This is a genomic window from Kitasatospora sp. SUK 42 (genome assembly GCF_015776785.2).
In the GTDB taxonomy this organism is placed as follows: domain Bacteria; phylum Actinomycetota; class Actinomycetes; order Streptomycetales; family Streptomycetaceae; genus Kitasatospora.
In genome coordinates this window covers 773,025-799,603 of record NZ_LFMD02000002.1, presented here as the reverse complement: position 1 = coordinate 799,603, position 26,579 = coordinate 773,025, and the positions used below count along the sequence as shown (strand labels likewise).

Genomic DNA, 26,579 nt, shown 5'->3' with positions numbered 1-26,579 from the left:
CACATCCTCAAGGGGTTGATCTCACCCATGCGTAGGTCCCGTACCGTCGCGCTGACCGCGGCGGCCGCCGCCGCGGTCCTCGTCGTGACCGGATGCACGTCCGGCAGCAAGAGCTCCGGCTCCTCCTCCGCCAGCGGCAGTGCCGGCGGCGCCGGCGCCGACGCGGCAACCAAGGGCATCGTCAACGCCTCGGACAAGAAGGGCGGGACGGTCACCTACGAGATGAAGGGCGCCCCGGACTCCTTCGACCCGGGCAACACGTACTACGCCTACATCTACAACTTCTCGCGCCTGTACGGGCGTCCGCTGACCACCTTCGCCCCGGGCCCCGGCGCCGACGGCAACAAGCTGGTCCCGGACCTCGCCGAGAGCCTGGGCAAGCCCAGCGCGGACGGCCTGACCTGGACGTACAAGCTGCGCGCGGGCCTGAAGTACGACGACGGCACCCCGATCAGCTCGAAGGACGTCAAGTACGCCGTCGAGCGCTCCAACTTCGCGCCGGACGTGAACTCCAACGGCCCGACCTACTTCCACGACCTGCTGGTCGACAACGCCACGCCCTACCAGGGTCCGTACAAGGACAAGGAGGGCGGCCTGAACTCGATCGAGACCCCGGACGACCAGACCGTCGTCTTCCACCTGAAGCAGCCCTTCGCGGACTTCGACTACCTGGTCAGCGCCCCGCAGACGGCCCCGGTCCCGCAGGCCAAGGACGACGGCTCCGGCTACGTGAAGCACGTGGTCTCCTCGGGCAGCTACAAGTTCCAGTCCTACGAGGACGGCAAGCAGCTCACCCTGGTGCCGAACACCAACTGGGACCCGGCCACCGACCCGATCCGCAAGCAGCTCGCGGACAAGATCGTGGTCCGGATGGGCATGGAGCAGTCCACGATCGACAAGGACCTGATCGCCGGCAACGCCCAGGTGGACCTGGTCGGCGGCGGCGTCGACCCGCAGACCCAGGCGCAGATCCTGCAGAACCAGAAGCTGAAGGCCAGCACCGACAACGCCTACGGCGGCCGCCTGGTCTACACCGCGATCAACACCAAGGTCGCGCCGTTCGACAACATCGAGTGCCGCAAGGCCGTCCAGTACGCGATCGACAAGGTCTCCGTGCAGACCACGCTCGGCGGCCCGATCCGCGGCCAGGTCGCCAGCACCGTCCTCCCGCCGGACATCCCGGGCCACCAGGACTTCAACACCTGGGAGACCAAGGACAACAAGGGCGACATCGACAAGGCCAAGGAGGCCCTCAAGGCCTGCGGCAAGCCGGACGGCTTCAGCACCGTGATCACCGCCCGCACCGAGCGCGACCCGGAGGTCCAGGCGGCGACCGCGATCCAGGCCCAGCTGAAGAAGATCGGCATCAACGTCGAGATCCAGAAGTACGCGCAGGGCAAGTACTTCTCGGACGCCGCGGGTGTCCCGCAGTTCACCCAGGACCACAACATCGGCCTGATGATGATGCAGTGGGGCGCCGACTGGCCGACCGGCTACGGCTTCCTCCAGCAGATCGCCGACGGCCGGGCCATCAAGGCCTCCGGCAACAGCAACCTGGCCCAGCTGAACGACCCCGAGGTCAACAAGCTGCTCGACGACGCGATCGCCAACACCGACAAGTCGGCGCGCGAGAAGATCTACGGCCAGATCGACAAGAAGATCATGGACCAGGCGGTCTACGTCCCGCTGACCGACTTCAAGGTCTTCCTGTACCGCCCGGACAGCGCCACCAACCTGGTGTCCACCTCGGCCTTCTCGGGTGAGTACGACTACCTGAACATCGGCACCACCAAGTAAAGAGCCTGGCTCCGCATCCCTGAAGGCAGGTGAAGGCAGCGGCGCCCGCCGCCGTCCGGAAGATCCCGGACGGCGGCGGGCCGCCGGAGCCGTCCAACTGTGTTTGCCTACATCATCCGCAGGATCTTCGCGGCCGTGGTGCTGCTGCTGGTGGTCAGCGCGGTCACCTTCGCGATCTTCTTCCTGCTCCCGCGCATCGCCGGCGAGACCGCCGACCAGCTGGCCACGCAGTACGTGGGGAAGAACCCGTCCCCCGAGGCGGTCGCGGCGGTCAAGCAGAACCTCGGCCTCGACCAGCCGCTGTACACCCAGTACTGGAACTTCCTGAAGGGCCTGGTCAGCGGCGCCGAGTACAAGTTCGGCCCGGACGCGGCCACCTGCCACGTCCCGTGCTTCGGCTACTCCTTCAAGAACCACCTGGAGGTCTGGCCCGAGCTGACCAAGCGCATCCCGATCACGCTCTCGCTGGCCATCGGTGCGGCCGTGCTCTGGCTGGTCTCCGGCGTCACCACCGGCGTCGTCTCCGCCCTCAAGCCGCGCTCGATCTTCGACCGGCTCGCGATGGGCGTCGCGCTCGCCGGCGTCTCGCTCCCGGTGTTCTTCACCGGCGCGCTGCTGCTCACCGTCTTCAGCTACGAGTGGCCGATCCTGGACAACCTCCAGTACGTCGACTTCACCGAGGACCCCCTGATGTGGGCCCGCAACCTGATCCTCCCGTGGATCTCGCTGGCCTTCCTCTACTCCGCGCTCTACGCCCGGCTCACCCGCGCCGGAATGCTGGAGACCATGAGCGAGGACTACATCCGCACCGCCCGGGCCAAGGGCCTGGTCGAGCGCAAGGTCGTCGCCCGGCACGGGCTGCGCGCCGCGCTCACCCCGATCGTCACCATCTTCGGCATGGACCTCGGCCTGCTCCTCGGCGGTGCGCTCATCACCGAGCAGGTCTTCTCGCTCCAGGGCGTCGGCGCCTTCGCCGTCCAGGCGATCGCCGACAACGACCTGCCCAAGATCCTCGGCGTCACCCTGCTCGCCGCCTTCTTCATCGTCGTCTGCAACCTCGTGGTCGACCTCCTGTACGCCCTCGTCGACCCCCGCGTGAGGCTCTCGTGACCGACCTCCAGAAGACCCCGGCGGACGCCGTGCCGGCCCCCGCCGGTGACCCCTACCTCTCCGTGCGCGACCTGCGGATCCACTTCGACACCGACGACGGCCTGGTCCGCTCGGTGGACGGGGTCAGCTTCGACCTGCACAAGGGCCGCACCCTCGGCATCGTCGGCGAGTCCGGCTCCGGCAAGTCCGTCACCTCGCTGGGCATCATGGGCCTGCACCGCTCCAAGCGGGCCCGGATCACCGGCGAGATCTGGCTGGGCGGCGAGGAACTGATCGCCGCCGGACCGGAACGGGTGCGCCAACTGCGCGGCCGCGAACTGGCGATGATCTTCCAGGACCCGCTGACCGCGATGCACCCCTACTACACGGTCGGCGCGCAGATCGTCGAGGCGTACCGGGTGCACCACCCGCAGGCCTCCAGGAAGCAGGCCCGGACCCGGGCGATCGAGATGCTCGACCGGGTCGGCATCCCGCAGCCCGACCGCCGGGTGGACGACTACCCGCACCAGTTCTCCGGCGGCATGCGCCAGCGCGCGATGATCGCCATGGCCCTGGTCAACGACCCCTCGCTGCTGATCGCCGACGAGCCCACCACCGCCCTGGACGTCACCGTCCAGGCGCAGATCCTGGACCTCATCCGCGACCTCCAGGAGGAGTTCGGCTCCGCAGTCGTCATCATCACCCACGACCTCGGGGTGGTCGCCGAGCTCGCCGACGACGTGCTGGTCATGTACGGCGGCAAGTGCGTCGAGCGCGGCCCCGCCGAAACCCTCTTCGACGCGCCCGAACACCCGTACACCTGGGGCCTGTTGGGCTCGATGCCGCGACTGGACCGGGAACTCCAGGACCGGCTGGTGCCGGTCCGGGGCACCCCGCCCAGCCTGATCAACGTGCCGTCCGGCTGCGCCTTCCACCCGCGCTGCCCGTACGCCGCCCTGACCGGCGGCCGCTCCACGAGCGAACTCCCCGTGCTGGCCGAGGCCGCGCCCGGGCACCTCGCGGCCTGCCACCTGCCGGCCGACGAGCGGCACCGCATCTTCGCCGAAGAGATCGCGCCCCGGCTGTGAGCCCGGCCTCGTACCACCTTCCTGGAGACAACCGATGACGGACACTCAGGCGACCCAGACGGCGGAGATCCCGCCGCCCGCGCCCGCCTCCGGCCGCGAGCCGCTGCTGAAGGTGACCGGCCTGACCCGGCACTTCCCGATCAAGGGCGGACTGCTGCGGCGCCAGACCGGCGCGGTGCGGGCCGTCGACGGCATCGACTTCACGGTCAACGCCGGCGAGACGCTGGGCGTCGTCGGTGAGTCCGGCTGCGGCAAGTCGACCATGGGCCGACTGGTCACCCGGCTGGACGAACCCACCCGCGGGACCATCGAGTTCGCGGGCACCGACATCAGCCACCTGGGCGTCGGGGCGATGCGGCCGCTGCGCCGCGACATCCAGATGATCTTCCAGGACCCGTACTCCTCGCTGAACCCGCGGCACACCGTCGGCACCATCGTCGGAGCGCCGTTCAAGCTCCAGGGCGTGGAGCCCGAGGGCGGGGTCAGGAAGGCCGTCCAGGAGCTGCTGGAGCTGTGCGGGCTCAGCCCCGAGCACTACAACCGCTACCCGCACGAGTTCTCCGGCGGCCAGCGCCAGCGCATCGGCATCGCCCGGGCGCTCGCGCTGAAGCCGAAGATGATCGTCGCCGATGAGCCGGTCTCCGCGCTGGACGTGTCGATCCAGGCGCAGGTGGTCAACCTGCTGGACGACCTGCAGCAGGAGCTGGGCCTGACGTACCTGATCATCGCGCACGACCTCTCGGTCGTCCGGCACGTCTCGGACCGGGTGGCGGTGATGTACCTCGGCAAGATCGTGGAGATCGCCGACCGGGACTCGCTGTACCGCAGCCCGATGCACCCGTACACCAACGCCCTGATGTCAGCGGTGCCGGTGCCCGACCCGCGCCGACGCCAGCGCGCCGGGCGCGAGCGGATCCTGCTCAAGGGCGACGTGCCCTCGCCGATCAACCCGCCCAGCGGCTGCCGGTTCCGCACGCGCTGCTGGAAGGCGCAGGAGGTGTGCGCCACCCAGGAGCCGGCGCTGGTGGCGCTGAAGACCGGGCACCAGGTGGCCTGCCACTTCCCGGAGGGCTCGGAGGTCGCGGGGGCCGCGGACAAGGCGGGGGACAAGGCCTCCTGATGCCGTAGCCGGAGGGGAGGGTTCCGCGGCAGGTCATAGTTGATTCCGTGACCTCGCAGATCTTCCCCTCCGACGTGCAGCAGTCGCTGGACCTCGTCGGCATATTCGTCTTCGCCCTCTCCGGGGGGCTGCTCGCCGTCCGCAAGAACATGGACATCTTCGGGATCTGTGTGCTGGCGGAGGTCACCGCCCTGGGCGGTGGGGTGATGCGGGACCTGGTGATCGGCGCGACACCGGTGGTCGCCTTCACCAACCTCGGCTACTTCCTCGCCCCGCTGGCCGCCGCCCTCGTGGTGTTCTTCCTGCACCCGGAGGTCGAGCGGATCAACCGGGCCGTGCAGACCCTGGACGCCCTGGGCCTCGGGCTGTTCTGCGTCACCGGCACGGCCAAGGCGCACGACTACGGGCTCGGCGCCGTCGCGGCCGTCGCGCTCGGCATGGTGACCGCGGCCGGCGGCGGTGTGATCCGTGACGTGCTGGCCGGGGAGATCCCCTCGCTGCTGCGCTGGGACCGGGAGATCTACGCCGTCCCGGCCCTGGTCGGCGCCGCGCTGGTGGCCGTCCTGATCGGCGCCGGCCGGCTCACCGGCGTCACCGGCACCGCCGCCGCGCTCACCGCCTTCGGACTGCGGATGCTCGCCCTGAAGTACGGCTGGCGCGCCCCGCGGGCCTGGAACCGCAACGGTTCTCGCACCAGCGAGGAGTAGGCGAGCCACCGTACGCGAGCGAGATGGCCTCGGCCGTGCAGAGCAGCTCCGGCAGCATCCGGGTCAGTTCGGTCGGAGGCACCTGGCTGGCCGGGGCGCTCAGCGCGCAGGCCGCGACCGTCCGTCCGTCGCTGCCCGCGACCGGCGCGGCCACGCAGGTCACCGGCTCCCGGTGCTCGCAGGACTCGGCCGCCCAGCCCCGCAGGCGCACCGCCGCCAGCTCGGAGGGCAGCTCCTGCTCCCGGACGCCGTCCTCCGGCAGCCCGGCGAGCAGCACCCGGCCGATCGCCGTCCCGGTGACCGGGGCGCGGCGCCCGATCCGGGACGGCCACGCCGCACCGGGCCCGGCCACCTCGTCCACGTAGAGCACCTCGCCGTCGTGCAGCACGGCCAACTGGACGGTGTAGCCGGAGCGTGCGCTGAGCGCCGCCAGGTAGGGCGCGGCCACCTGCCGCACGTCGATCTCCTCCAGCGCGCGGTGGGCCAGCGACAGCACCCGGCCGCCGATCCGGTAGCGCCGGTCGGGCTGGCGCTGCACGAAGCCGTGCTCCTCCAGGGTGCGCAGCAGCCGCAGCGCGGTCGACTTGTGCACTCCGAGGCTGCCCGCGGCCTGCTCCAGCGAGACCGGGCCGTCGCCGAGCGAGCCGAGCAGGGTCAACGCGCGGTCCACCGACTGCGACATGGCGCCCCCCACGGGTTCCGATCGAGAAGTGTTCGTCAGGCTAACCGCAAGGCGGCACAGTGGTACAAACCAGTACCGGACGCAGCCGTCCGGCAGCGGTTCGTTCGTCCTCCGCCGAGTCGGCCGTCAAGTCGGCCGCCGAGTCGGCCGTCCGGTCGGTCGTCCGGTCGGTCGTCCGGGTGGTGGCCGGATCGGTGTGCGCCGCGTCGGCCCCGGGGGAGTGCCCTCTACAATCGGATGGTTATGCCATACCTGGACCATGCGGCGACCACGCCGATGCTGCCCGAGGCGATCGCCGCGATGACGGCGCACCTGGGGGTGGTCGGCAACGCCTCGGCCCTGCACGCGGCCGGCCGCCGGGCCCGCCGGGTGGTCGAGGAGGCCCGCGAGTCGCTGGCCGACTCGCTGAACGCCCGCCCGAGCGAGATCGTCCTCACCGGCGGCGGCACCGAGTCCGACAACCTGGCCGTCAAGGGCCTGTACTGGGCCCGTCGGGACGCCGACCCGGCCCGCACCCGGGTGCTGTGCAGCCCGGTCGAGCACCACGCGGTGCTGGACGCCGTGCACTGGCTCTCCGAGCACGAGGGCGCGGCCGTCGAGTACCTGCCGGTGGACGCGGTGGGCCGGGTGCACCCCGAGGCGCTGCGCGAGGCCATCGAACGGGACGCCTCCTCGGTCGCGCTGGTCACCGTGATGTGGGCCAACAACGAGGTCGGCACCGTCCAGCCGGTGCGCGAACTCGCCGCCGTGGCAGCCGAGTACGGCATCCCGATGCACGCCGACGCGGTGCAGGCGCTCGGGCAGGTCCCGGTCTCCTTCGCCGAGTCCGGGCTCACCGCGCTCACCGTCACCGGGCACAAGATCGGCGGCCCGTTCGGGATCGGCGCCCTGCTGCTCTCCCGCGGCGCCACGCCCGTACCGCTGCTGCACGGCGGCGGCCAGGAGCGCGACGTGCGCTCCGGCACCCTGGACGCCCCCGCCGCCGCGGGCTTCGCGGCCGCCGCGGCCTGGGCCGTCGAGCACCGGGCCGAGCAGGCGGCGGTCCTCGGCGGACTGCGGGACGAACTGGTGGCCGGCGTGCTGGCCGCCGTTCCGGACGCGGTGCTCAACGGCGACCCGTCCGCCGAGGGCCGGCTGCCCGCCAACGCGCACTTCTCCTTCCCCGGCTGCGAGGGCGACGCGCTGCTGATGCTGCTGGACGCCCAGGGCATCGAGTGCTCCACCGGCTCCGCCTGCAACGCCGGGGTGCCGCAGCCCAGCCACGTGCTGCTCGCCATGGGCGTCGACCCGCTGCTGGCCCGGGCCTCGCTGCGGTTCTCGCTCGGGCACACCTCGGTGCGGGAGGACGTCACGGCGCTCGCCTCGGCCATCGGCCCGGCGGTGCAGCGGGCCCGCAACGCCGGGCTGGCATCGGTGCGGCGTTAGCTTTTAACCGGCGGCGGGCATGTACGGCGGCCCCGTACCCTTGTAGTCACCATGACTGACTTCCCGGGTGCCCCGACCGCTCCGTCCACCGGCCGTCTGCGCGTGCTCGCGGCGATGTCCGGCGGAGTTGACTCCGCCGTCGCCGCCGCGCGCGCCGCCGAAGCGGGGCACGAGGTGACCGGCGTCCACCTGGCGCTCTCCTCCAACCCGCAGTCCTTCCGTACGGGCGCGCGCGGCTGCTGCACCATCGAGGACTCCCGGGACGCCTGGCGGGCGGCCGACGTGATCGGCATCCCGTTCTACGTCTGGGACCTCGCCGAGCGCTTCCGCGAGGACGTCATCGACGACTTCGTCGCCGAGTACGCGGCCGGCCGCACGCCGAACCCCTGCCTGCGCTGCAACGAGAAGATCAAGTTCGCCGCGCTGCTGGACAAGGCGATCGCCCTCGGCTTCGACGCCGTCTGCACCGGCCACTACGCCCGGATCGTCGACCTGCCTTCCGGCGAGCGCCAGCTCCACCGTGCCGTCGACGCGGCGAAGGACCAGTCCTACGTCCTCGGCGTCCTGGACGCCGACCAGCTCGCCCACTCCCTCTTCCCGCTCGGTGACACCACCAAGGAGGCCATCCGGGAGGAGGCCGAGCGCCGGGGCCTGGCCGTCGCCAAGAAGCCCGACAGCCACGACATCTGCTTCATCGCCGACGGCGACACCCAGGGCTTCCTGGCCCAGCACCTCGGCACCGCCACGGGCGACATCCTCGACGTCGACGGCACCAAGCTCGGCGAGCACGACGGCGCGTACGGCTTCACCATCGGCCAGCGCAAGGGCCTGCGGATCGGCCGCCCGGCGGCGGACGGCAAGCCGCGCTACGTGCTGGACATCTCCCCGGTCAACAACACCGTCACCGTCGGCCCGATCGAGGGCCTCGACGTCACCGCGCTGACCGCCATCCGCCCCCGCTGGTGCGGCACCGAGCCGCTGGTGGACGGACGCTACACCGCCCAGCTCCGTGCCCACGGCGAGGAGGTCCCGGTGATCGCCTCGGTGGTCGACGGAGAGCTGCGGGTCGAGCTGGACACCCCGGTGCGGGGCATCGCCCCCGGCCAGGCCGTGGTCCTCTACGACGGCACCCGCGTCGTCGGCTCCGCCACCATCGCCACCACCGAGCGCCCCGCGGTCAACGCCTGAGCGAGCACCCGCGTGCGCGTCGCCGACTCGGCGACGCGCACGGAGAACCGCCGTGGCCGAGCGGTCATCCCCATGGATGACGCCGCTGATTCGCGGGGATGACCACTGCCGGGGATTGCATCCTTCGGGCTGATCCGACGGTTCGGGCCGCGAACCTAGTCTCCGGGCCATGAACCGATCCCGCCGCGTCGCGGCCGTCGCAGCCCTCGTCCTCTCCCTCCCGATCCCGATGGCCGGGGCCGCGATGGCCTCGCCGTCGCCGTCCGTCACCGCTCCCGCCGCCTTCCACGGCGTACTGCCCCGTCCGACCGGGCCGTACGCGGCCGGCGAGGAGGTGCTGCGCCTGACCGACCGGGACCGCACCGACCCCTGGGTACCCTCGGCCGGGCCGCGTCAGCTGGCCGTGTCGATGTTCTACCCGGCCCGGCGGGACACCGGCGAGCCAGCTCCGTACATGACCCCCGGCGAAGCGCAGGGCTTCGTGGCGACGCGGGTCCCGGCGGGTACCGGACTCCAGCCGCAGGACGTCGTGGACATCAAGACCTACGCCTACACCGGTGCGAAGGCCGCGAACGGGAAGTTCCCGCTGGTGGTCCTCTCTCCCGGCTTCGAGAACCCCCGCGCCACGCTGACCGGCCTGGCCACGGACCTGGCCAGCCACGGCTACGTCGTGGCCCTGGTCGGTCACACCTACGAGGACTCCGGCGAGACGCTCGCCGACGGCAGCACCCCGGGATGCGCGCTCTGCGAGGGCGGGGCACCGGACAGCCTCCCCGACAGCCGGGCGAAGGACGTGTCGTTCGTCCTGGACCGGCTGACGGGGAACCACCCGGCCTGGCGCCTGTCGCACCTGATCGACCGCGACCGCATCGGCATGGCCGGACACTCGATCGGCGGCGCGTCGACGCTGACGGCGATGGCCGACGACCAGCGGATCCTGGCCGGGGTGAACATGGACGGAAAGTTCTGGCCGCCGGTCCCGACCGACAGGCTCGACGGACGCGCGTTCCTCCTGCTCGGCAAGCAGAGCGACCACGCCGTCGGCGGCCGGGAGACGTCCTGGGGGCAGACCTGGGCGGGCTGGGAGGGCTACAAGCCCTGGCTGACCGTCACCGGCGCCGACCACTCCAGCTTCACGGACGTCCCCGTCCTGGCCGCCGAGGCCGGTATTCCCCTCCCCCCGGGGATGACCACCTCGCCGGCGCGCGGGACCCAGCTGACCCGGGAGTACGTCGGAGCCTTCTTCGACCAGACCTTGAAGGGAATCCACCAACCCCTCCTCGACGGCCCGTCGTCGGCCAACCCGGAGGTTCTCTTCCAGCACCCGTGACCGGGTCGTGAGGAGGAGGGCTCGTCGGCTCCCGACAGGTCGCATCTTGAGGAGCGTCGGGTCAGCGGGCTTCTCACCGCACCTCGCGGTACCAGCGGCGGTGCACCAGGGGCTCGACGCAGAGGACGGCCGTGCCGGCGACCGTGCCGACGAGCAGGGCGGGTGCGCCGCCGCCGTTGAGGACGGCGGTGAGGCAGGCGGCGGTGACGGTGAGCGGGCGCAGCAGGGTCAGGGGGCCGAGGCCGATGACCATCGCCAGGGTGCCGGCGCGGAACGGCAGGGTGAAGTAGGCGGCGAGCGACAGCAGGACGGCTGCGGCGTAGAGGGCGAGCGGGAACAGGTAGCCCCAGCCGCCGGCGGTGAGGGTGGCGTAGGTCTGCGCCTGGTCGGAGGAGGTCAGCAGGAGGAGACAGGCGGCCAGGGCCGGGGCGAGCAGGAGGACGGCCCCGGCCGCCAGTCCGCGTCCGGCGGCGAGGAGGTTGCCCCGGTGTTTGCGGATGCGGGCGTCGCGGCCGGCGTAGGCGCGGAAGCCGCTGAACGCCGCGTCGACCAGGCCGAGCAGGAGGAGCGGGGCGGCGGGCGTCATCGGGCGGCCTCGGTGAGGTGCTCGGCGAGGTGCTCCGGGCCGACCAGCCGGCGGGCGGCCCGTCCGAGGGCGGACCGCAGCGGTGCCTCCAACTGCGGGCGCACCCCGAGGACCGGGCGCAGCGTGGTGCAGAACGGGTTGGACAGGCGGCGCGGTTCGTACAGCAGGGCGCGCATGCCGGGGGCCGAGGCGGCGCGCAGCAGTACCTCGTCGCTGTGGGCGCGCAGGGCGGAGACCACGCCGTCGTGGCGGCCCAGCGGGTGGCGCATCCGGGCGCGGTGGAAGACACGGGCGCCGAGGGGTGCGAGCCGGGTCGCGGCGATGTCGTAGTGGCAGAAGGCGAGCGCGGGGGAGGCGGCCTGGGCCTGGAAGAACCCGGACAGGGCCGGTCCGGGGAAGTGGTGCAGGACGCCGGTGGAGACGTAGACGGTCGCGGCCTCCGGCAGTTCGAAGGCGTTGCCGTGCACGAAGCGGCAGTTGAGCCCCTCCGCGCGGGCGAGGCGGTCGGCCTCGCCGACGAGTGCGGCGTTGAGGTCGACCCCGATCAGTTCGACGTCGGGGCCGAGCGCGTCGGTGGCGGCCAGCCACCGGACGAGGTAGCCCAGGCCGCACCCGATGTCGACCAGGCGGTACGGGCCGGGCTGCCCGGTGGTCGTGCGGATCGCGGTGAGGAGCGGGCGGAGCAGGTGGACCAGGCGGTCGCCGATGCGCAGTTCCTCGCTGAGCCGCTGGAGTTCGGTGTGCACGCTGACGAGCAGGCGGTCCACGGCGTCGGGGTCGAGTACGCCGCCCCGGCCGACGGGCAGTTCGGCGACGATCCGGGCCGCGCGCTCGTCCCCGTTCTCGCGCAGTTGCCGGACGACCTCGTCACGAAGGACGGGGAGCCGCCGGCCGTCCTGCGGGTCCACGGCCGTGATCAGGTCGGATATCTCAAGGTGACGCACGCGGAGCACCCTAGGGCCTGTCGTCAAACTCGCGTCTGCGGGGCGGCGCCGGGGCACGCACCTCGCCGCGTTGTCGTCGGTCGCCAATGGCCCCCAGCCTTCGGTCGGGAGGTGCCCCCACCGCAGTGGCTCCCTCCTCCGCCTTGCGATGCACGCACCCCAACGCCGCCCCGCCCGCCCTTCGGGCGGACGACGGGAGTTTGAAGACAGGCCCCGGGGCCTGTCGTCGAACTCGGGTAATGGCGGTGAGCGGGGGCGGCTGAGCGTGATAGACCAGTGGGCATTATGAATATCTGCGTTTTCTGCTCCGCGTACTCGCTCGATGACCGCTACACCGGCCCTGCCGCCGAGTTCGCCCGGCTGCTGGGAGAAGGCGGGCACACCCTGGTGTGGGGCGGCTCGAACGCCGGGCTGATGGGGCTCCTCGCGGACGAGGTGAAGGCGGCGGGCGGGAGGCTCGTCGGGGTGCTGGTCGAGATGCTGAGGCACAAGGGGTACGTCGGCGCCGACGAGCTCGTCATGACCGCCGATCTGCCCGAGCGGAAGCGGGAGTTGGCGGCCCGCGCGGACGCGATCGTCGTGCTCGTGGGCGGCCTCGGCACCATGGACGAGGTGACCGAGGTGCTGGAGCTCAAGAAGCACGGGATGTTCGACAAGCCGGTGGTCGTCCTGGACACCGAGGGGTTCTACTCGGGCCTGCGCACCCAGATGGAGCGGATGGACACGGAGGGCTTCCTGCCCAGCCCGCTCTCCGAGCTGATCACCTTCGCGGACACGCCCGCCGAGGTGTTCGAGCAGCTCAAGGCCTGAGAGGATCGGGACCATGGCTGCACATCTGATCACCGGCGCCGGCTCCGGCATCGGCGCCGTCCTGGCCGGGAAGCTCGCCGAGCGCGGGGACGAGCTCTGGCTGCTCGCCCGTGACGCCCGGCGGGCCAACGAGCTGCGGGAGCGGTTCCCCGGGGCGAAGACCCTCGTGGGCGACCTCGGCGACCCCGGCAAGCTGTCGTGGGCCTTCGGGCACCAGGCGCTGCCCGTCGCCCTCGACTCGCTGCTGCACGTCGCGGGTGTGGTCGAGCTCGGGGCGGTCGGCGAGCTGCCGGTCAAGGCGTGGCAGGAGACGCTGAACGTCAACCTGGTCGCCCCCGCCGAGCTGACCCGGCTGCTGCTGCCCTCCCTCCGGATGGCCAAGGGGCACGTCGTCTTCGTCAACTCGGGCGCGGGCCTCCACGCCAGCGCCGAGTGGGGCTCGTACGCGGCGAGCAAGCACGGCCTCAAGGCGCTCGCCGACGCGCTGCGCCAGGAGGAGCACGCGAACGGCGTGCGCGTCACCTCGGTGTACCCCGGCCGCACCGCGACCGCGATGCAGGCCAAGGTGCACCAGCAGGAGGGCAGGGAGTACGAGGCCGGGCGCTGGATCGAGCCCGAGTCCGTCGCCAAGACGGTCCTGGCCGCCCTGGACGCCTCCCGGGACGCGGAGATCACCGACATCACCGTCCGACCGGGGCGCTGAAACGCACGAGGCGCCGCGCACTAGGCTCGGACGGGTGAGCACCCCACACCCCTTCCCCGACCTGCGCGGCGCCGCCACCGGCATCGGCTCGCTGCCCGGCACCGACGCCCGTGAGGCCGCCAAGACCTCCACCGGGGCGCTGGAGCACCTGCCGTTCCTGCCCGAGCTGCCCGCGCGCGGGCCGGGCGCCGACATGATCGGCCGCAGCGCCGGCCTCCTCGTCGAGCTGTTCGCGCAGACCGAGCCCAGCGGCTGGCGGTTCGCCGACCGCCCCGGGCGGGACACCCGGCGCGCGCACTCCTGGCTCGGCGAGGACCTGGACGCGCTGGAGGAGTTCACCCAGGGCTACCAGGGCGCGCTCAAGGTCCAGGCCGTGGGCCCGTGGACGCTGGCCGCGAACATCGAGCTGAAGCACGGCGAGAAGGCGCTCGCCGACCACGGCGCCTGCCGGGACGTCGCCGGCTCGCTCACGGAGGGCCTGCGCCGCCACCTCGCGGAGGTCCGCAAGCGGGTGCCGGGCGCGGAGGTGGTCCTCCAGCTCGACGAACCGTCGCTGCCCGCCGTCCTGGCCGGCCAGGTGAAGACCGCCAGCGGCTTCCAGCGGCTGCGCGCCGTCGACCGGCAGGTCGCCGAGGAGGTGCTGCGGGAGCTGATCCGGGGCCTGGACGCGCCCGTCGTCGTGCACTCCTGCGCCCCGGACGTCCCGATCCCGCTGCTGCGCCGGGCCGGGGCGGCCGGGATCTCCCTCGACTTCTCCCTCCTCACCGAGCGTTCGGACGACGACCTCGGCGAGGCGATCGAGGACGGCACGCAGATCCTCGCGGGTGTCGTCCCCTCCGCTGACCAGGGGATGTCCGACCCGGCCGGTAGTGTCCAGGGTGTCAGGACCTTGTGGCGCAGGCTCGGGTTCGCCCCGGAGCTGCTGGGCCGCCGCGTGCTGGTGACGCCGACCTGTGGGCTGGCCGGGGCCTCCCCGGCGTACGCGCGCAGGGCGCTGTCGCTTGCGGTGCGGGCGGCACAGAGCCTGGTGGACAACCCGGAATGAGAATGTAGGAGGGCTTGCGGTGGTGGCTGTCGAGGGCTGGGAGGACGTCCCGGCGGAGGCGCGCAGGCGGCACGCCGAGCTGGCGCAGGAGATCACCGACCACCGCGCCCGCTACTACGAGCAGGACGCGCCCGTCATCAGCGACGCCGAGTTCGACGCGCTGATGCGTGAGTTGGAGGGGCTGGAGGCCGAGCACCCGGCCCTGGTCACCCCGGACTCGCCGACGCAGCGGGTCGGCGGCGCGCCCACCGAGTTGTTCGCCGAGGTCGAGCACCGCGAGCGGCTGCTCAGCCTCGACAACGCGATGGACGACGAGGAGCTGGCCGCCTGGGCGGACCGGGTCGCCACCGAACTGCACGGCATCGACTACCACTACCTGTGCGAGCTCAAGGTGGACGGCCTGGCCGTCAACCTCACGTACGAGAACGGTCAGTTGGTGCAGGCGGCGACGCGCGGCGACGGCCGGGTCGGCGAGGACATCACCGCCAACGTCCGCACCATCAAGGAGATCCCGCACCAGCTCAAGGGCGAGAACATCCCCGAGCTGGTCGAGATCCGCGGCGAGGTCTACTTCCCGACCGAGGCGTTCGACGCGCTCAACGCCTCCTTCGCGGAGGAGAACGAGCGCCGGCGACAGGAGAACGAGGAGCGCGCCAAGGAGGGCAAGCGGCCCCGGGCGCTGATCCGGCTGTTCATGAACCCGCGCAACGCCGCCGCCGGTTCGCTGCGCCAGAAGGACCCACTGGTCACCGCCTCCCGCCCGCTGCACATGGTGGTGCACGGCATCGGTGCCCGGGTCGGCTTCGACATCGACAACCAGTCGCACGCCTACCAGCTGCTGCACGACTGGGGCCTGCCCACCGCCCGGCACAACAAGGTGGTGAAGACCCTCGCCGAGGTGCGGGCCTTCATCAAGCACTTCGGCGAGCAGCGGCACTCGGTCGAGCACGAGATCGACGGCGTGGTCGTCAAGGTGGACGAGATCGCCCTGCAGGGCCGGCTCGGCGCCACCTCCAAGTCGCCGCGCTGGGCGATCGCCTGGAAGTACCCGCCGGAGGAGGTCACCGGCAGGCTCGCCGAGATCAAGGTCGGCATCGGCCGCACCGGCCGGGCCACGCCGTACGCGGTGCTGGCCGAGCCGGTGAAGGTGGCCGGCTCGATGGTGCAGTACGCCACGCTGCACAACCAGGACGTCGTCAAGGTCAAGGACGTGCTGCTCGGCGACACCATCGTGCTGCGCAAGGCCGGTGACGTCATCCCGGAGATCCTCGGCCCGGTCTACGACCTGCGGGACGGCACCGAGCAGGCCTTCGTGATGCCCTCGCACTGCCCGGAGTGCGGCACCGAACTGCGGCCGATGTCCGAGGGGGACATCGATCTGCGCTGCCCCAACGCGCAGTTCTGCCCGGCCCAGATCCGGGAGCGGATCGCCTTCCTCGGCGGGCGGTCCTGCCTGGACATCGAGGGGCTCGGCTACGTCGCGGCCACGGCCCTGACCCAGCCGCTGGAGCCGGCCGAGGCCCCGGTGAGGAACGAGGGCGACATCTTCGGCCTGACCGAGGAGCAGCTGCTGCCGATCAAGGTGCTGGTGCGCGACCAGAAGACCGGCATGCCCAAGCTGGACGACGTCACCGGGGAGGAGAAGGAGGTGTTCTTCTTCGCCACCACCACGGGCGCGGCGAAGAAGACCACCGGACTCCTGCTGGAGAACCTGAACAACGCCAAGGAGCGGCCGCTCTGGCGCTACCTCAACGGGCTGTCCATCCGGCACGTCGGCCCGGTCGCCGCGCAGGTGCTGGCCCGGGAGTTCCGTGACCTGGACCGGATCTTCTCGGCCACCGAGGAGGAGCTGGCCGCCGCGGAGGGGGTCGGTCCGACGATCGCCCGCTCGATCCGGGAGTGGTACCAGGTCGACTGGCACCGCGAGATCCTGGAGAAGTGGCGCGCGGCCGGCGTCCGCTTCGTCGAGGAGTTCGCCGACGAGGAGGAGGCGGAGCGCCCGCTGGAGGGCCTGACCGTGGTGGTCACCGGCACCCTGGCCGGGCACACCCGGGACGGGGCCAAGGAGGCGCTGACCTCCCGTGGCGCGAAGGTGACCGGTTCGGTTTCGAAGAAGACCGACTTCGTGGTCGCCGGTGACAATCCTGGCTCCAAGTTCGACAAGGCCGTGCAGCTCGGCCTGCCCGTCCTGGACGACGCGGGCTTCGCCGTGCTGCTCGCCGACGGACCGGCCGCCGCCCGCGCCCACCTGGGACTCCCGGAGCCGGAGGAGGCCGCCGAGCCGCGGAAGGCCCCGGCCGGGACCCCGGCCGAAGCGCCCGCCGAAACCCCTGCCGAAACCCCCGCCGAGGGCTGACCGGAGGGCCGACCCGAGCGGCCGTTCCGCGGAGCCGTGTTGTTATCGTCCTGATGCAATGTCACCGGGTGTCGTCCGGCGAAACCGGGCATGGTGTCGCCGTGTGGCACCCGGGGCGCGGTGGCGCGTTTCCGGTTGTCCGAAAGTCTGCCCACCGGGTGGGCCCCGGCATACCCTGGAGCGCAACAGAGTGTCAGCAGGGGTGGGGGCACCGGCTGAGCCGGCGCTCCTCGGGGTCGCTCCATGCCCGGCAGCTGTCGGTACCGGCACGGTGCCTCACCGTAAGGCGGCCTGACGGGGCGGGCCCGACGGAGGACAGGGCTTATGGATCGTACGACCGGCGGCGCGCCCACACGCCCGCCGCACGGGGTGGCAGGTGCGGTCCTGCTGCTCGGCGTGCTGCTGGCCGGTGCGGCGCCGCTCATCCCGCTGGCCGTCCTGGTCTACCGGTACGAACCCGAACTGCTGCCGCTGTTCGCGGTGCCGCTGGCCGTCCTGGTAGCGGCCTGGCGGATCGCCCGGGACCGCGCCCGCGACCAGCTGACCGACCCGCTGACGGACCTGCCCAACCGTCAGGCCTTGCTGCTGGCCGCCCAGGAGGCGATCGCCGAGCGCGAGGAGGGCTACAGCGTCGGTCTGATCCTGCTTGACCTGGATCGATTCCGATCACTCAACGACACACTCGGTCATACGGCCGGTGACCGACTGCTGGTTCACATCGCCCGCCGCCTCCACCGGGCGCTGCGCTCCGGCGGCCCGGCCGGCAGCGCCACCCGGGAGTCCATCGACGACGTCTTCGCCGGCCTGCCCCGGCACTACCGGCGCGGCCGCCCGATGGTGGCCCGGATGGGCGGCGACGAGTTCGCCGTCCTGCTGCCCGGCATCAACTGCCCGGAGAGCCTGGAGCGGGTCGCCAAGGCGCTGATCGCCGAGCTCGCCGCGCCGATCCGGCTGGACGGGCTGCTGCTGGTGCTGGAGGCCACCGCCGGTGTCTGCGTCTACCCGCAGCACGCCCAGGACGCCGAGTCGCTGCTGCGCCGCGCCGACGTGGCGATGGGCCACGCCCAGCGCGAGTGCAGCGGCGTCGCCCAGTACGACGAGACCCAGGACGCCGACACGCCGTACCGGATCGGGCTGCTCGGGGACCTGCGCCGGGCCCTGGAGACCGGCGAGGTGCAGCTGCACTACCAGCCCAAGGTGGCCTTCGACGGCCGGGTGGTCGGCCTGGAGGCGCTGCTGCGCTGGGAGCGGCCCGGGCAGGGGAGGGTCTCGCCGGACGAGTTCGTCGGGCTCGCCGAGTCCAGCGGCCTGATGCCCCGGCTCACCGACTACGTGCTGGAGGCGGCCGTCGGCCAGCTCGCCTACTGGCGCGACCTGGGCCTCCAGGTGCAGGTCGCGGTCAACGTCTCGCCGCGCGACGTGCTCAACCCAGGCTTCGCCCAGCGGGTGGCCGGGCACCTCGTCCGCCACCAGGTGCCGGCCCACGCGCTCCAGCTGGAGATCACCGAGCGGCTGCTGCTGGACGACTCCCGACGGGCCGCCGACACCCTCGCCGAGCTGCGCGGCTACGGCGTCGGGATGTCCCTGGACGACTTCGGCACCGGCCACTCCTCGCTGGTGCGGCTGCGCAGCCTGCCGGTCGGCGAGCTGAAGATCGACCGCTCCTTCGTCTCCCGGATGGTCGCCGACGACCACGACGCGGCGGTGGTCCGCTGCTCGGTGGAGCTCGCCCACTCCCTCGGCCTGACCGTGGTCGCCGAGGGCGTCGAGGACGACGAGACCTGGGAGCGGCTGCACTGCATGGGCGTGGACGCCGTCCAGGGCTGGCTGGTGTCGGCAGCGCTGCCCGCCGAGCAGGCCACCGCCTGGCTGCGGGTGCACCGCACGACCACGGCCCCGACGGTGGAGCGGCTGGGCGCGCCGCCGAAGCTCCCGTCGATCATCAAACCGGTGCCCCAGCAGCCCGCCGTCAAGCCGGCCGCCCAGCCCGCGACCCTCCCGCCGGCGCTGCCGCCGACGCTCCCACGCGTGCTGCCGCCCACCGTCCAGGCCGTCCAGGCCATGCCGGCCGGCCAGCCGGTGCCGGCCGCGCCGGTGGAGATCAAGGCGCCGGGCGCACAGACTTGGGCCCGTACCAGGCCGCAGTAGCGGGGGCCGCGCTTACTCGTTGGCCGGTGGCCGGGTCGCGCCCCATAGGATGGGGTTCAAAGACCACGAGGACGGAGCGCCGAACCCGGCCGCTCCTGCCCGGGCCCGGAACCGCCGGCAGGCGGCGTCGGGCCTCACCAGAACTCACCCTGAGGATCGCTGCATGCCTGGCATCACGCGCGAGGAGGTCGCCCACCTCGCCCGGCTGTCGCGTCTTGAGCTGAAGCCCGAAGAGCTGGACCACTTCGCCGAGCAGCTCGACGTGATCATCGGCGCGGTCGCCCGCGTTTCCGAGGTCGCCGGACAGGACGTCCCGCCGACCTCCCACCCGCTGCCGCTGACCAACGTCATGCGCGCGGACGAGGTGCGGCCGTCGCTCACCCCGGAGCAGGCGCTGTCCGGCGCCCCCGCCGCCGAGGAGCAGCGTTTCCGTGTGCCGCAGATCCTCGGGGAGGACTGACCGAGATGACCGACCTGATCCGTACTCCCATCATCAAGTGGGGCGCCGCCGAGACCGCGAGCGCCATCGCCAAGGGCGAGGTCTCCGCCGTCGAGGTCGCGCAGGCGCACCTGGACCGCATCGAGGCCGTCGACAAGAAGGTCAACGCCTTCCTGCACGTCGACACCGAGGGCGCGCTGAACGCCGCCAAGGCCGTCGACGAGAAGCGCGCCAAGGGCGAGGAGCTGGGCCCGCTGGCCGGTGTCCCGCTCGCGCTGAAGGACGTCTTCACCACCAAGGGCATCCCGACCACCTGTGGGTCCAAGATGCTCGAAGGCTGGATCCCGCCGTACGACGCCACCCTGACCACGCGTCTCAAGGACGCCGGCGTGGTCATCCTCGGCAAGACCAACATGGACGAGTTCGCGATGGGCTCCTCCACCGAGAACTCCGCCTACGGCCCGACCGGCAACCCGTGGGACCTCACCCGCATCCCGGGCGGCTCCGGCGGCGGTTCGGCCGCCGCGCTGGCCGCCTTCGAGGCCCCGCTGGCGATCGGCACCGACACCGGCGGCTCGATCCGCCAGCCCGGCGCCGTCACCGGCACCGTCGGCGTCAAGCCGACCTACGGCTCGGTGTCCCGCTACGGCCTGGTCGCGTTCTCGTCCTCGCTCGACCAGGGCGGCCCGTGCGCCCGCACCGTGCTGGACGCGGCGCTGCTGCACGAGGCCATCGCCGGGCACGACCCGCTGGACTCCACCTCGATCGACGCGCCCGTCCCGGCCGTGGTCGAGGCCGCGAAGATGCGCGACATCCGCGGCATGCGGATCGGCGTCGTCAAGGAGTTCGCCGGCGAGGGCTACCAGGCCGGCGTGATGCAGCGCTTCAACGAGTCGGTGGAGCTGCTGCGCGAGCTGGGCGCCGAGGTCGTCGAGGTCTCCTGCCCGTCCTTCACCCTGGCGCTGCCCGCGTACTACCTGATCGCGCCCAGCGAGTGCTCCTCCAACCTGGCCCGCTTCGACGCGATGCGCTACGGCCTTCGGGTCGGCGACAACGGCTCGCGCTCGGCCGAGGAGGTCACCGCGCTGACCCGCGAGGCCGGCTTCGGCGACGAGGTCAAGCGCCGCATCATCCTGGGCACCTACGCCCTCTCCTCGGGCTACTACGACGCCTACTACGGCTCGGCCCAGAAGGTCCGCACGCTCATCTCGCGCGACTTCGACACGGCCTTCGCCGGGGTGGACGTGCTGGTCTCGCCGACCACGCCGACCACCGCCTTCCCGATCGGCGAGCGCGCCGACGACCCGATGGCGATGTACCTGGCCGATCTGTGCACGATTCCGTCCAACCTGGCGGGCAACGCGGCGATGTCGCTGCCGGTGGGTCTGGCTCCGGAGGACAATCTCCCGGTCGGCCTGCAGATCATCGCACCCGCGATGGCGGACGACCGCCTGTACCGCGTGGGCGGCGCCGTCGAGGCCGCACTCAACGAAAAGTGGGGGCACACCCTGCTGGAGGAGGTACCGGCACTGTGAGCAGGATCGAGAAGGCCAAGGCCGAAGCAGTCTCGCTGAAGGGGTGGAAGCACTCCAAGCCCGGTCTCTGGCTGTCCATCGGCACCAGCGCGTTCGGCGCGGTCTCCATCGCCAAGGACGTCCGCAAGGCCCGCGAGGAGAGCGACACCCTCAAGCTCGTCAACGCCCTGATCGGCGCCGCCGCGCTGATCACCGGCACCGCCCTGCTGGTGCGCGAGCTGCGCCAGCTCGGCTCCGACGACGTGCTGCTGGGCTGAGCGCCCTGGCCCGGCCCCGCGCGAGCGGCGGCCGGGCCCGTACCTCCCAAGTCTTTACGTGAGAAGGGACGCTGTGAGCGTCATGAACCTGGTCTCCTACGAGGACGCTCTCGCGTCGTACGACCCGGTGATGGGCCTTGAGGTCCACGTCGAGCTGGGCACCAAGACCAAGATGTTCTGCGGGTGCTCGACCGAGCTGGGCGCCGAGCCGAACAGCCAGACCTGCCCGACCTGCCTGGGCCTGCCGGGCTCGCTGCCGGTGGTCAACGCGGTGGGCGTGGAGTCGGCCGTCAAGATCGGCCTGGCCCTCAACTGCGAGATCGCCGAGTGGTGCCGGTTCGCGCGGAAGAACTACTTCTACCCGGACATGCCCAAGAACTTCCAGACCTCGCAGTACGACGAGCCGATCGCCTTCAACGGCTACCTCGACGTGCAGCTGGAGGACGGCTCGACCTTCCGGGTGGAGATCGAGCGCGCCCACATGGAGGAGGACACCGGCAAGTCCAGCCACGTCGGCGGCGCCACCGGTCGCATCCACGGCGCCACCCACTCGCTGCTCGACTACAACCGGGCCGGCATCCCGCTGATCGAGATCGTCACCAAGCCGATCGTCGGCGCCGGCGAGCGCGCCCCCGAGGTCGCCAAGGCGTACGTCGCCGAGCTGCGCGAGCTGATCAAGGCGCTGGGCGTCTCCGAGGCCCGGATGGACAAGGGCCAGATGCGCTGTGACGTCAACCTGTCGCTGCGCCCCAACGGCACCGAGACCTTCGGCACCCGCTCGGAGACGAAGAACGTCAACTCGCTGCGCAGCGTGGAGCGGGCCGCCCGCTTCGAGATCCAGCGGCACGCCACCGTACTGACCGACGGCGGCACCATCATCCAGGAGACCCGTCACTTCCACGAGGAGGACGGCACCACCACCTCGGGCCGGATCAAGGACAACGCCGAGGACTACCGCTACTTCCCGGAGCCGGACCTGGTGCCGGTCGCCCCGGCCCGCGAGTGGGTCGAGGAGCTGCGCGCCGGGCTGCCGGAGCTGCCGCGGGTGCGCCGCGCCCGGCTGCAGGCCGAGTGGGGCCTGTCCGACAAGGACATGCAGGCCGTGCTCAACGCCGGTGCGGTGGAGCCGATCCAGGAGACCATCGCGGCCGGTGCCCCGGCCGACCAGGCCCGCAAGTGGTGGATGGGCGAGCTGGCCCGCCGCGCCAACGAGACCGGCACCGAGCTGAGCGAGCAGCCGATCACCCCGGCGCAGGTCGCCCGGGTCGCCGCGCTGGTCGCCGAGGGCAAGCTGAACGACAAGCTGGCCCGCCAGGTCATCGAGGCCGTGCTGGCCGGCGAGGGCGAGCCGGACGAGGTCGTCGAGAAGCGCGGCCTGGCCGTGGTCTCCGACGACTCCGCGCTGGGGGCCGCCGTCGACCAGGCCATCGCCGAGAACGAGGCGATCGCCGCCAAGATCCGCGACGGCAAGATCGCCGCGGTGGGCGCGCTGGTCGGTGCGGTCATGAAGGCCACCCGCGGCCAGGCGGACGCCGCCCGCGTGAAGGATCTGATCCTGGAGAAGCTGGGTGCTGCCTAGGCGTCAACCCCGCCTTCCTAAGGCGCCTAAGGCGTCTAAGGCCTCCTAAGTAAGGCCTAAGGCCCTGTCTCACCTCTAGAACTAGGTGAGGCAGGGCCTTAAACCTTTTTCGGCGCCTCATCTAAGGCGTCCGGCCTTCGAAACATCGGGCACGCTCCCGATGTGGCCACCCCCTCTGGGAGAGGAAGCTCTTACTCGTCAGGGAAACAGAGCGGAACCCATCAGGGGAGTCGAAGTGATCGAGTACGAGATCCTCCAGCAGCAGGCCCACGAGCTTGCCGTCCGCGCCGAACACGAGCGCCTGGTGCGCGAGGCCAAGGAAGCGCGCCGCCTGTGGCAGCGTCCGGTGGCCGCCCGCTTCCAGCGGCGTCCCGCGAAGCAGCGCGAATGCTGACGGACCGGCACCCGAGTGGTGCCGAGCAGGCTCAGGAGGGGGAGGCGCCGCGTGAAGGCGCCTCCCCCTCCGGGCGTTCGCCGGGCGAGATAACCCCTCTCTCCGCCGCCTCCCGCTATGGCATGCTCGCCTCCATGCAGCAGATATCGGTCAGTCCCGTCTTCGTCGGCCGCGGCAGCGAGATCACCGAACTGACCGACGCGCTGCGCAGGGCCGGCACCGGCAGCCCGCAGGCCGTCCTGATCGGCGGTGAGGCGGGCGTCGGCAAGACCCGGCTGCTGGAGGAGTTCCTGCAGCGGGCCGCCGACGGGGGAGCGGTCATCTCCCTGGGCGGCTGTCCGGAGGTCGGTGCCGAGGGCCTGCCGTACGCGCCGTTGGCCGCCGCGCTGCGCCGGCTGTACCGCGCGCTGGGCGCCGAACTGGAGGCCGCCGCGGCCGGCAGCGAGGGCCATCTCGCCCGACTGCTCCCCGAGTTCGGCGAGGCGGACGGCGAACCCAACGACGAGTACGGCCGGGCCCGGCTGTTCGAGCACACCGCGAGGTTGTTCGAACGGCTCGGCGCGGAGCGTACCCTCGTCCTCGCCGTCGAGGACCTGCACTGGTCCGACCGCTCCACCCGCGAGCTGCTGGCCTTCCTGGTGCGCACCCTGCACCGCTCCCGGGTGCTGCTGGTCGCCACCTACCGCACCGACGACCTGCACCGCCGTCACCCGCTGCGTCCCTTCCTGGCCGAGCTGGAACGGCTGCGCACCGTCCAGCGGCTGGAGCTGGAGCGGTTCGTCCGCCGGGAGGTCGCCGCCCAGCTGGCCGGCATCCTCGGCACCGCCGTCCCCGACCGCCAGCTGGTGGACCGCATCCACCGCCGCTCGGAGGGCAACCCGTTCTTCGTCGAGGAGCTGGCCACCGCCTTCCAGGACGGCTGCGGCGCCGGGCTGACCGACTCGCTGCGGGACATCCTGCTGGTGCGGGTCGAGGGCCTGGACGAGGAGGCCCAGCGGGTGGTGCGGATCGCCGCCGAGGGCGGCTCGTACGTCGAACACGCCCTGCTGGCCGCCGTCCTGAACGAGGACGAGGAGTCGCTGATCGAGGCGCTGCGGGCGGCCGTCGGCGCCAACATCCTGCGCCCGGACAGCGAGGGCGAGGGCTACCGGTTCCGGCACGCACTGGTGCGCGAGGCGGTCTCGGACGACCTGCTGCCCGGCGAACGGCACCGGATCAACCGCAAGTTCGCGCTCGCCGTGGAGGCCCAGCCGCACCTCGTCTCCTCCGACGCGCTGCCCGCCCGGCTGGCCAACTACTGGTACCACGCGCACGATCCGGCCCGCGCCCTGCCGACCGCCCTGGACGCCGCCCGGGAGGCCCGCCGCCGCAACGCCTTCGCCGAACAGCTCGGCATGCTGGAACGCGCCCTGGAGCTGTGGGACATGGTCTCCGAGGACGTGCTGGCGCACACCCTGCGCCCGTACGACTGGGCCGAGACCTACCCGCCCGGCGCCCGCGACCACAGCCCCGCCGACGCGGACCGCGACCGGATCCAGCTGGTCGACGTGCTGGCCGAGGCGGTGGTCGCGGCCCGGCGCTGCGGCGACCGCGAGCGGGGGCTGAGCCTGGCCAAGCGCGGGCTGCGGCTGGTCGACGAGGCGGAGCACCCGGTGCGCGCGGCCTGGTTCCGGATCAACCGGGCCCGGCTGCTGGGCAATCTGCGCCGCTCCGGGGACGACGAGGAGATCGCCCACGCCCACCGGCTGGTGGAGCACCTGCCGCCGTCCGCCGTCCAGGCCGAGGTCTTCGCGCTGGCCGCAGGGGTCGCGATGCTCAAGAGCCCGGGGCCGGAGCACGTCGACCTGGCCGAGCGGGCGATCCGGATCGCCGAGCAGGTCGGCGCGCACTCGGTCGAGGTGCACGCCCGGATGACCCTCGGCGACCTGCGCTACGACGTGCAGGGCGACGCCGAGGGCGGGTTGGCCGAGCTGGCCGGCGCGGTCGAGCGGGCCCGCCGGCTGGGCGTGCCGGACCTCCTGCTGCGCGGCATCAACAACCTGTCCAGCATGCAGCGCGGGCTGGGCCGGACCGAGGAGGCCGTCCGACTGGCCCGGGAGGGACTGGAGTTCGCCGACGGCAACGGCCTGCTGCGCAACATCGGCAGCATCCTGACCGGCAACCTGGTCGAGGCGCTCGCCGACCTCGGGCGGGTGCGGGAGGCCGCCGAGGTGCTCGCCGCCGACGAGCTGACCAGTCTGGGCGGCACCCACGCGGAGTTCCTGGACCGGATGCGCGGCGACCTCGCCCTGCTCCGGGGCGACCTGCCCACCGCCGCGACCATGCTGGCGCAGGCCCGGGCGGCCAACCGGGCCGGCCAGGTCCAGCACAGCATGCCGATCAGCCGGCTGGCCGTACGGGTCGCCGCGTGCGGCGGGCGGCCGCTGGAGGCCCGGGCCGAACTGCTCGCCGCGCTCGCGGAGGAGGGGCGGCTCGGCAAGGAGTCGGACGTCTACCCGCTGCTGGTGGAGGCCGCCGGGGTGGAGGCGGACAACCGGGGCCTGCCGCAGACCGAGGCGGGCCGGGCCGAGGCGCTGGCCGCGATCGCCGCGGCGGCCGCCGAACTGCGGCCCCGGGTGCCGCTGCACCACGGCTGGGCCCGGCTGCTGGAGGCCGAACTGGCCCGCGCCGAGGCGGCCGACACACCGGAGCAGTGGGCGGCGGCGGTCACCGCGCTGCGGCCGACCGGCCTGCCGTATCCGCTGGCGCTCGTGCTGCTGCGCGCCGGTGAGGCCGAGGTGCTGGCCGGGCGGCGTGAGGCGGCGGCCGAACTGCTGCGCGAGGCGGCCGAACTGGCGACAGCCCGGGGTGACCGGCCGCTCGGGGCACAGATCACCGCGCTGGCCGAGCGGGCCGGGCTGAGCCTCGCCCCGGCCGAACGGACGGCCGCCAAGGCGGCGCCGGCCCCGGCAGCAACCGGGGACTCCTTCAGTCTCACGCCCCGCGAGCGGGACGTGCTGCGGCTGCTCGCGCGCGGCTGGACCAACCGGCAGATCGCCGAGGAGCTGTACATCTCTCCGAAGACCGCAAGCGTGCACGTGTCCAACATCCTGGGCAAGCTCGCGGTCGGCGGCCGGGGCGAGGCGGCCGCGCTGGCCCACCGGCTGCGTCTGTTCCCCGAGGACCTGGCCCCCTCGGGCCGCTGAATCCGCTGGTCGCAGGCCCCGGACCGGGCCCCGTGGCGCCCGTCCGGGCCCGGCGGACGGGCGCCTCCGCGTGCTCCCGTGCGCGCTGCGTGAGCCCCCGCCCGCGCGCCGCCACCAACCGGGTCGATCCGGTGTAATCGGGTGCATTTCCCCTCCCCGGGACCATTACTCT

21 protein-coding genes and 1 pseudogene are annotated in these 26,579 nt (G+C 72.3%); 19 read left to right on the top strand and 3 right to left on the bottom strand.

Features of this window, described 5'->3' with window-relative positions; all coding sequences use genetic code 11:
* Positions 1-27 precede the first annotated feature (27 nt).
* From RZ50_RS03325 to RZ50_RS03305, 5 genes are all read left to right on the top strand, one after another.
* On the top strand, positions 28-1,797 hold the full coding sequence (locus RZ50_RS03325) for an ABC transporter substrate-binding protein (protein WP_196951332.1): 1,770 nt from the start codon (positions 28-30) through the stop codon (positions 1,795-1,797).
* Between the two features lie 99 nt (positions 1,798-1,896).
* Positions 1,897-2,907: an ABC transporter permease gene (locus tag RZ50_RS03320; protein ID WP_196951333.1), complete on the top strand. Its 1,011-nt coding sequence runs from the start codon at positions 1,897-1,899 to the stop codon at positions 2,905-2,907.
* The gene (locus tag RZ50_RS03315; RefSeq protein WP_196951334.1) at positions 2,904-3,974 is read left to right on the top strand and encodes an ABC transporter ATP-binding protein; all 1,071 of its coding nucleotides are present in this window, start codon (positions 2,904-2,906) and stop codon (positions 3,972-3,974) included. The genes RZ50_RS03320 and RZ50_RS03315 overlap by 4 nt, the downstream gene beginning before the upstream one ends.
* A 34-nt stretch (positions 3,975-4,008) precedes the next feature.
* Positions 4,009-5,094 (top strand): ABC transporter ATP-binding protein, encoded by a 1,086-nt coding sequence (locus RZ50_RS03310; protein WP_196951335.1) that lies wholly within the window; start codon positions 4,009-4,011, stop codon positions 5,092-5,094.
* A gap of 47 nt (positions 5,095-5,141) precedes the next feature.
* Positions 5,142-5,801 carry a trimeric intracellular cation channel family protein gene (locus RZ50_RS03305; RefSeq protein WP_196951336.1) on the top strand — a complete coding sequence of 220 codons (660 nt, stop codon included), beginning with the start codon at positions 5,142-5,144 and terminating at the stop codon, positions 5,799-5,801.
* Here the strand turns inward: RZ50_RS03305 and RZ50_RS03300 are convergent.
* Positions 5,707-6,483, bottom strand: coding sequence for an IclR family transcriptional regulator (locus RZ50_RS03300; protein WP_196951337.1), 777 nt, complete (start codon positions 6,481-6,483; stop codon positions 5,707-5,709). The genes RZ50_RS03305 and RZ50_RS03300 overlap by 95 nt on opposite strands.
* A gap of 243 nt (positions 6,484-6,726) precedes the next feature.
* Between RZ50_RS03300 and RZ50_RS03295 the strand changes: the two genes are divergently transcribed.
* The 3 genes from RZ50_RS03295 to RZ50_RS03285 all read left to right on the top strand — a co-directional run bounded on the left by RZ50_RS03295 (position 6,727) and on the right by RZ50_RS03285 (position 10,426).
* Positions 6,727-7,908 (top strand): cysteine desulfurase family protein, encoded by a 1,182-nt coding sequence (locus RZ50_RS03295; protein ID WP_196951338.1) that lies wholly within the window; start codon positions 6,727-6,729, stop codon positions 7,906-7,908.
* A gap of 51 nt (positions 7,909-7,959) precedes the next feature.
* Positions 7,960-9,096 (top strand): tRNA 2-thiouridine(34) synthase MnmA, encoded by a 1,137-nt coding sequence (gene mnmA, locus RZ50_RS03290; RefSeq protein ID WP_196951339.1) that lies wholly within the window; start codon positions 7,960-7,962, stop codon positions 9,094-9,096.
* A gap of 169 nt (positions 9,097-9,265) precedes the next feature.
* A complete protein-coding gene (locus RZ50_RS03285; protein WP_196951340.1) occupies positions 9,266-10,426 on the top strand; it encodes an alpha/beta hydrolase in 1,161 nt (386 codons plus the stop codon).
* Between the two features lie 73 nt (positions 10,427-10,499).
* Here RZ50_RS03285 and RZ50_RS03280 read toward each other — a convergent pair whose 3' ends face one another.
* Positions 10,500-11,012, bottom strand: a complete 513-nt coding sequence (locus RZ50_RS03280; protein ID WP_196951341.1) for a hypothetical protein — start codon at positions 11,010-11,012, stop codon at positions 10,500-10,502.
* Positions 11,009-11,956 carry a class I SAM-dependent methyltransferase gene (locus tag RZ50_RS03275; protein WP_196951342.1) on the bottom strand — a complete coding sequence of 316 codons (948 nt, stop codon included), beginning with the start codon at positions 11,954-11,956 and terminating at the stop codon, positions 11,009-11,011. Before RZ50_RS03275 ends, RZ50_RS03280 begins: the two co-directional genes overlap by 4 nt.
* 285 nt (positions 11,957-12,241) lie before the next feature.
* Here RZ50_RS03275 and RZ50_RS03270 point away from each other — a divergent pair, with 285 nt between their 5' ends.
* The 11 genes and pseudogenes from RZ50_RS03270 (at position 12,242) to RZ50_RS03220 (ending at position 26,407) form a co-directional block, all read left to right on the top strand.
* Positions 12,242-12,766 (top strand): TIGR00730 family Rossman fold protein, encoded by a 525-nt coding sequence (locus RZ50_RS03270; RefSeq protein WP_196951343.1) that lies wholly within the window; start codon positions 12,242-12,244, stop codon positions 12,764-12,766.
* 13 nt (positions 12,767-12,779) lie between these two features.
* On the top strand, positions 12,780-13,469 hold the full coding sequence (locus tag RZ50_RS03265) for an SDR family oxidoreductase (RefSeq protein WP_196951344.1): 690 nt from the start codon (positions 12,780-12,782) through the stop codon (positions 13,467-13,469).
* A 34-nt stretch (positions 13,470-13,503) separates the two neighbouring features.
* Complete coding sequence (locus RZ50_RS03260; protein WP_308271291.1) at positions 13,504-14,514, top strand: methionine synthase; 1,011 nt, start codon at positions 13,504-13,506, stop codon at positions 14,512-14,514.
* Positions 14,515-14,536: 22 nt separating this feature from the next.
* Positions 14,537-16,870, top strand: a complete 2,334-nt coding sequence (ligA, locus tag RZ50_RS03255; protein WP_196951357.1) for an NAD-dependent DNA ligase LigA — start codon at positions 14,537-14,539, stop codon at positions 16,868-16,870.
* 387 nt (positions 16,871-17,257) lie between these two features.
* Positions 17,258-18,745, top strand: a pseudogene (locus RZ50_RS03250) (putative bifunctional diguanylate cyclase/phosphodiesterase); the annotation flags it as partial.
* Between the two features lie 436 nt (positions 18,746-19,181).
* On the top strand, positions 19,182-19,478 hold the full coding sequence (gatC, locus tag RZ50_RS03245; protein ID WP_030057414.1) for an Asp-tRNA(Asn)/Glu-tRNA(Gln) amidotransferase subunit GatC: 297 nt from the start codon (positions 19,182-19,184) through the stop codon (positions 19,476-19,478).
* Positions 19,479-19,483: 5 nt separating this feature from the next.
* On the top strand, positions 19,484-20,992 hold the full coding sequence (gene gatA, locus RZ50_RS03240) for an Asp-tRNA(Asn)/Glu-tRNA(Gln) amidotransferase subunit GatA (RefSeq protein WP_196951346.1): 1,509 nt from the start codon (positions 19,484-19,486) through the stop codon (positions 20,990-20,992).
* A complete protein-coding gene (locus tag RZ50_RS03235; protein ID WP_196951347.1) occupies positions 20,989-21,249 on the top strand; it encodes a hypothetical protein in 261 nt (86 codons plus the stop codon). The genes gatA and RZ50_RS03235 overlap by 4 nt, the downstream gene beginning before the upstream one ends.
* 73 nt (positions 21,250-21,322) lie before the next feature.
* The gene (gatB, locus tag RZ50_RS03230) at positions 21,323-22,828 is read left to right on the top strand and encodes an Asp-tRNA(Asn)/Glu-tRNA(Gln) amidotransferase subunit GatB (RefSeq protein ID WP_196951348.1); all 1,506 of its coding nucleotides are present in this window, start codon (positions 21,323-21,325) and stop codon (positions 22,826-22,828) included.
* 235 nt (positions 22,829-23,063) lie between these two features.
* Complete coding sequence (locus tag RZ50_RS03225; RefSeq protein ID WP_196951349.1) at positions 23,064-23,222, top strand: hypothetical protein; 159 nt, start codon at positions 23,064-23,066, stop codon at positions 23,220-23,222.
* Positions 23,223-23,356: 134 nt separating this feature from the next.
* Complete coding sequence (locus RZ50_RS03220) at positions 23,357-26,407, top strand: helix-turn-helix transcriptional regulator (RefSeq protein WP_254801965.1); 3,051 nt, start codon at positions 23,357-23,359, stop codon at positions 26,405-26,407.
* The last annotated feature ends 172 nt before the right edge of the window (positions 26,408-26,579 follow it).

What these genes read in the sequence shown, in the direction of transcription:
- gatA (WP_196951346.1), top strand. Translation starts at nt 19,484, where the DNA reads ATGACCGACCTGATCCGTACTCCCATCATCAAGTGGGGCGCCGCCGAG.
- RZ50_RS03300 (WP_196951337.1), bottom strand. Translation starts at nt 6,483, where the DNA reads ATGTCGCAGTCGGTGGACCGCGCGTTGACCCTGCTCGGCTCGCTCGGC.
- gatC (WP_030057414.1), top strand. Translation starts at nt 19,182, where the DNA reads ATGCCTGGCATCACGCGCGAGGAGGTCGCCCACCTCGCCCGGCTGTCG.
- RZ50_RS03270 (WP_196951343.1), top strand. Translation starts at nt 12,242, where the DNA reads ATGAATATCTGCGTTTTCTGCTCCGCGTACTCGCTCGATGACCGCTAC.
- RZ50_RS03280 (WP_196951341.1), bottom strand. Translation starts at nt 11,012, where the DNA reads ATGACGCCCGCCGCCCCGCTCCTCCTGCTCGGCCTGGTCGACGCGGCG.
- RZ50_RS03265 (WP_196951344.1), top strand. Translation starts at nt 12,780, where the DNA reads ATGGCTGCACATCTGATCACCGGCGCCGGCTCCGGCATCGGCGCCGTC.
- RZ50_RS03295 (WP_196951338.1), top strand. Translation starts at nt 6,727, where the DNA reads ATGCCATACCTGGACCATGCGGCGACCACGCCGATGCTGCCCGAGGCG.
- RZ50_RS03310 (WP_196951335.1), top strand. Translation starts at nt 4,009, where the DNA reads ATGACGGACACTCAGGCGACCCAGACGGCGGAGATCCCGCCGCCCGCG.
- RZ50_RS03285 (WP_196951340.1), top strand. Translation starts at nt 9,266, where the DNA reads ATGAACCGATCCCGCCGCGTCGCGGCCGTCGCAGCCCTCGTCCTCTCC.
- mnmA (WP_196951339.1), top strand. Translation starts at nt 7,960, where the DNA reads ATGACTGACTTCCCGGGTGCCCCGACCGCTCCGTCCACCGGCCGTCTG.
- RZ50_RS03220 (WP_254801965.1), top strand. Translation starts at nt 23,357, where the DNA reads ATGCAGCAGATATCGGTCAGTCCCGTCTTCGTCGGCCGCGGCAGCGAG.
- RZ50_RS03325 (WP_196951332.1), top strand. Translation starts at nt 28, where the DNA reads ATGCGTAGGTCCCGTACCGTCGCGCTGACCGCGGCGGCCGCCGCCGCG.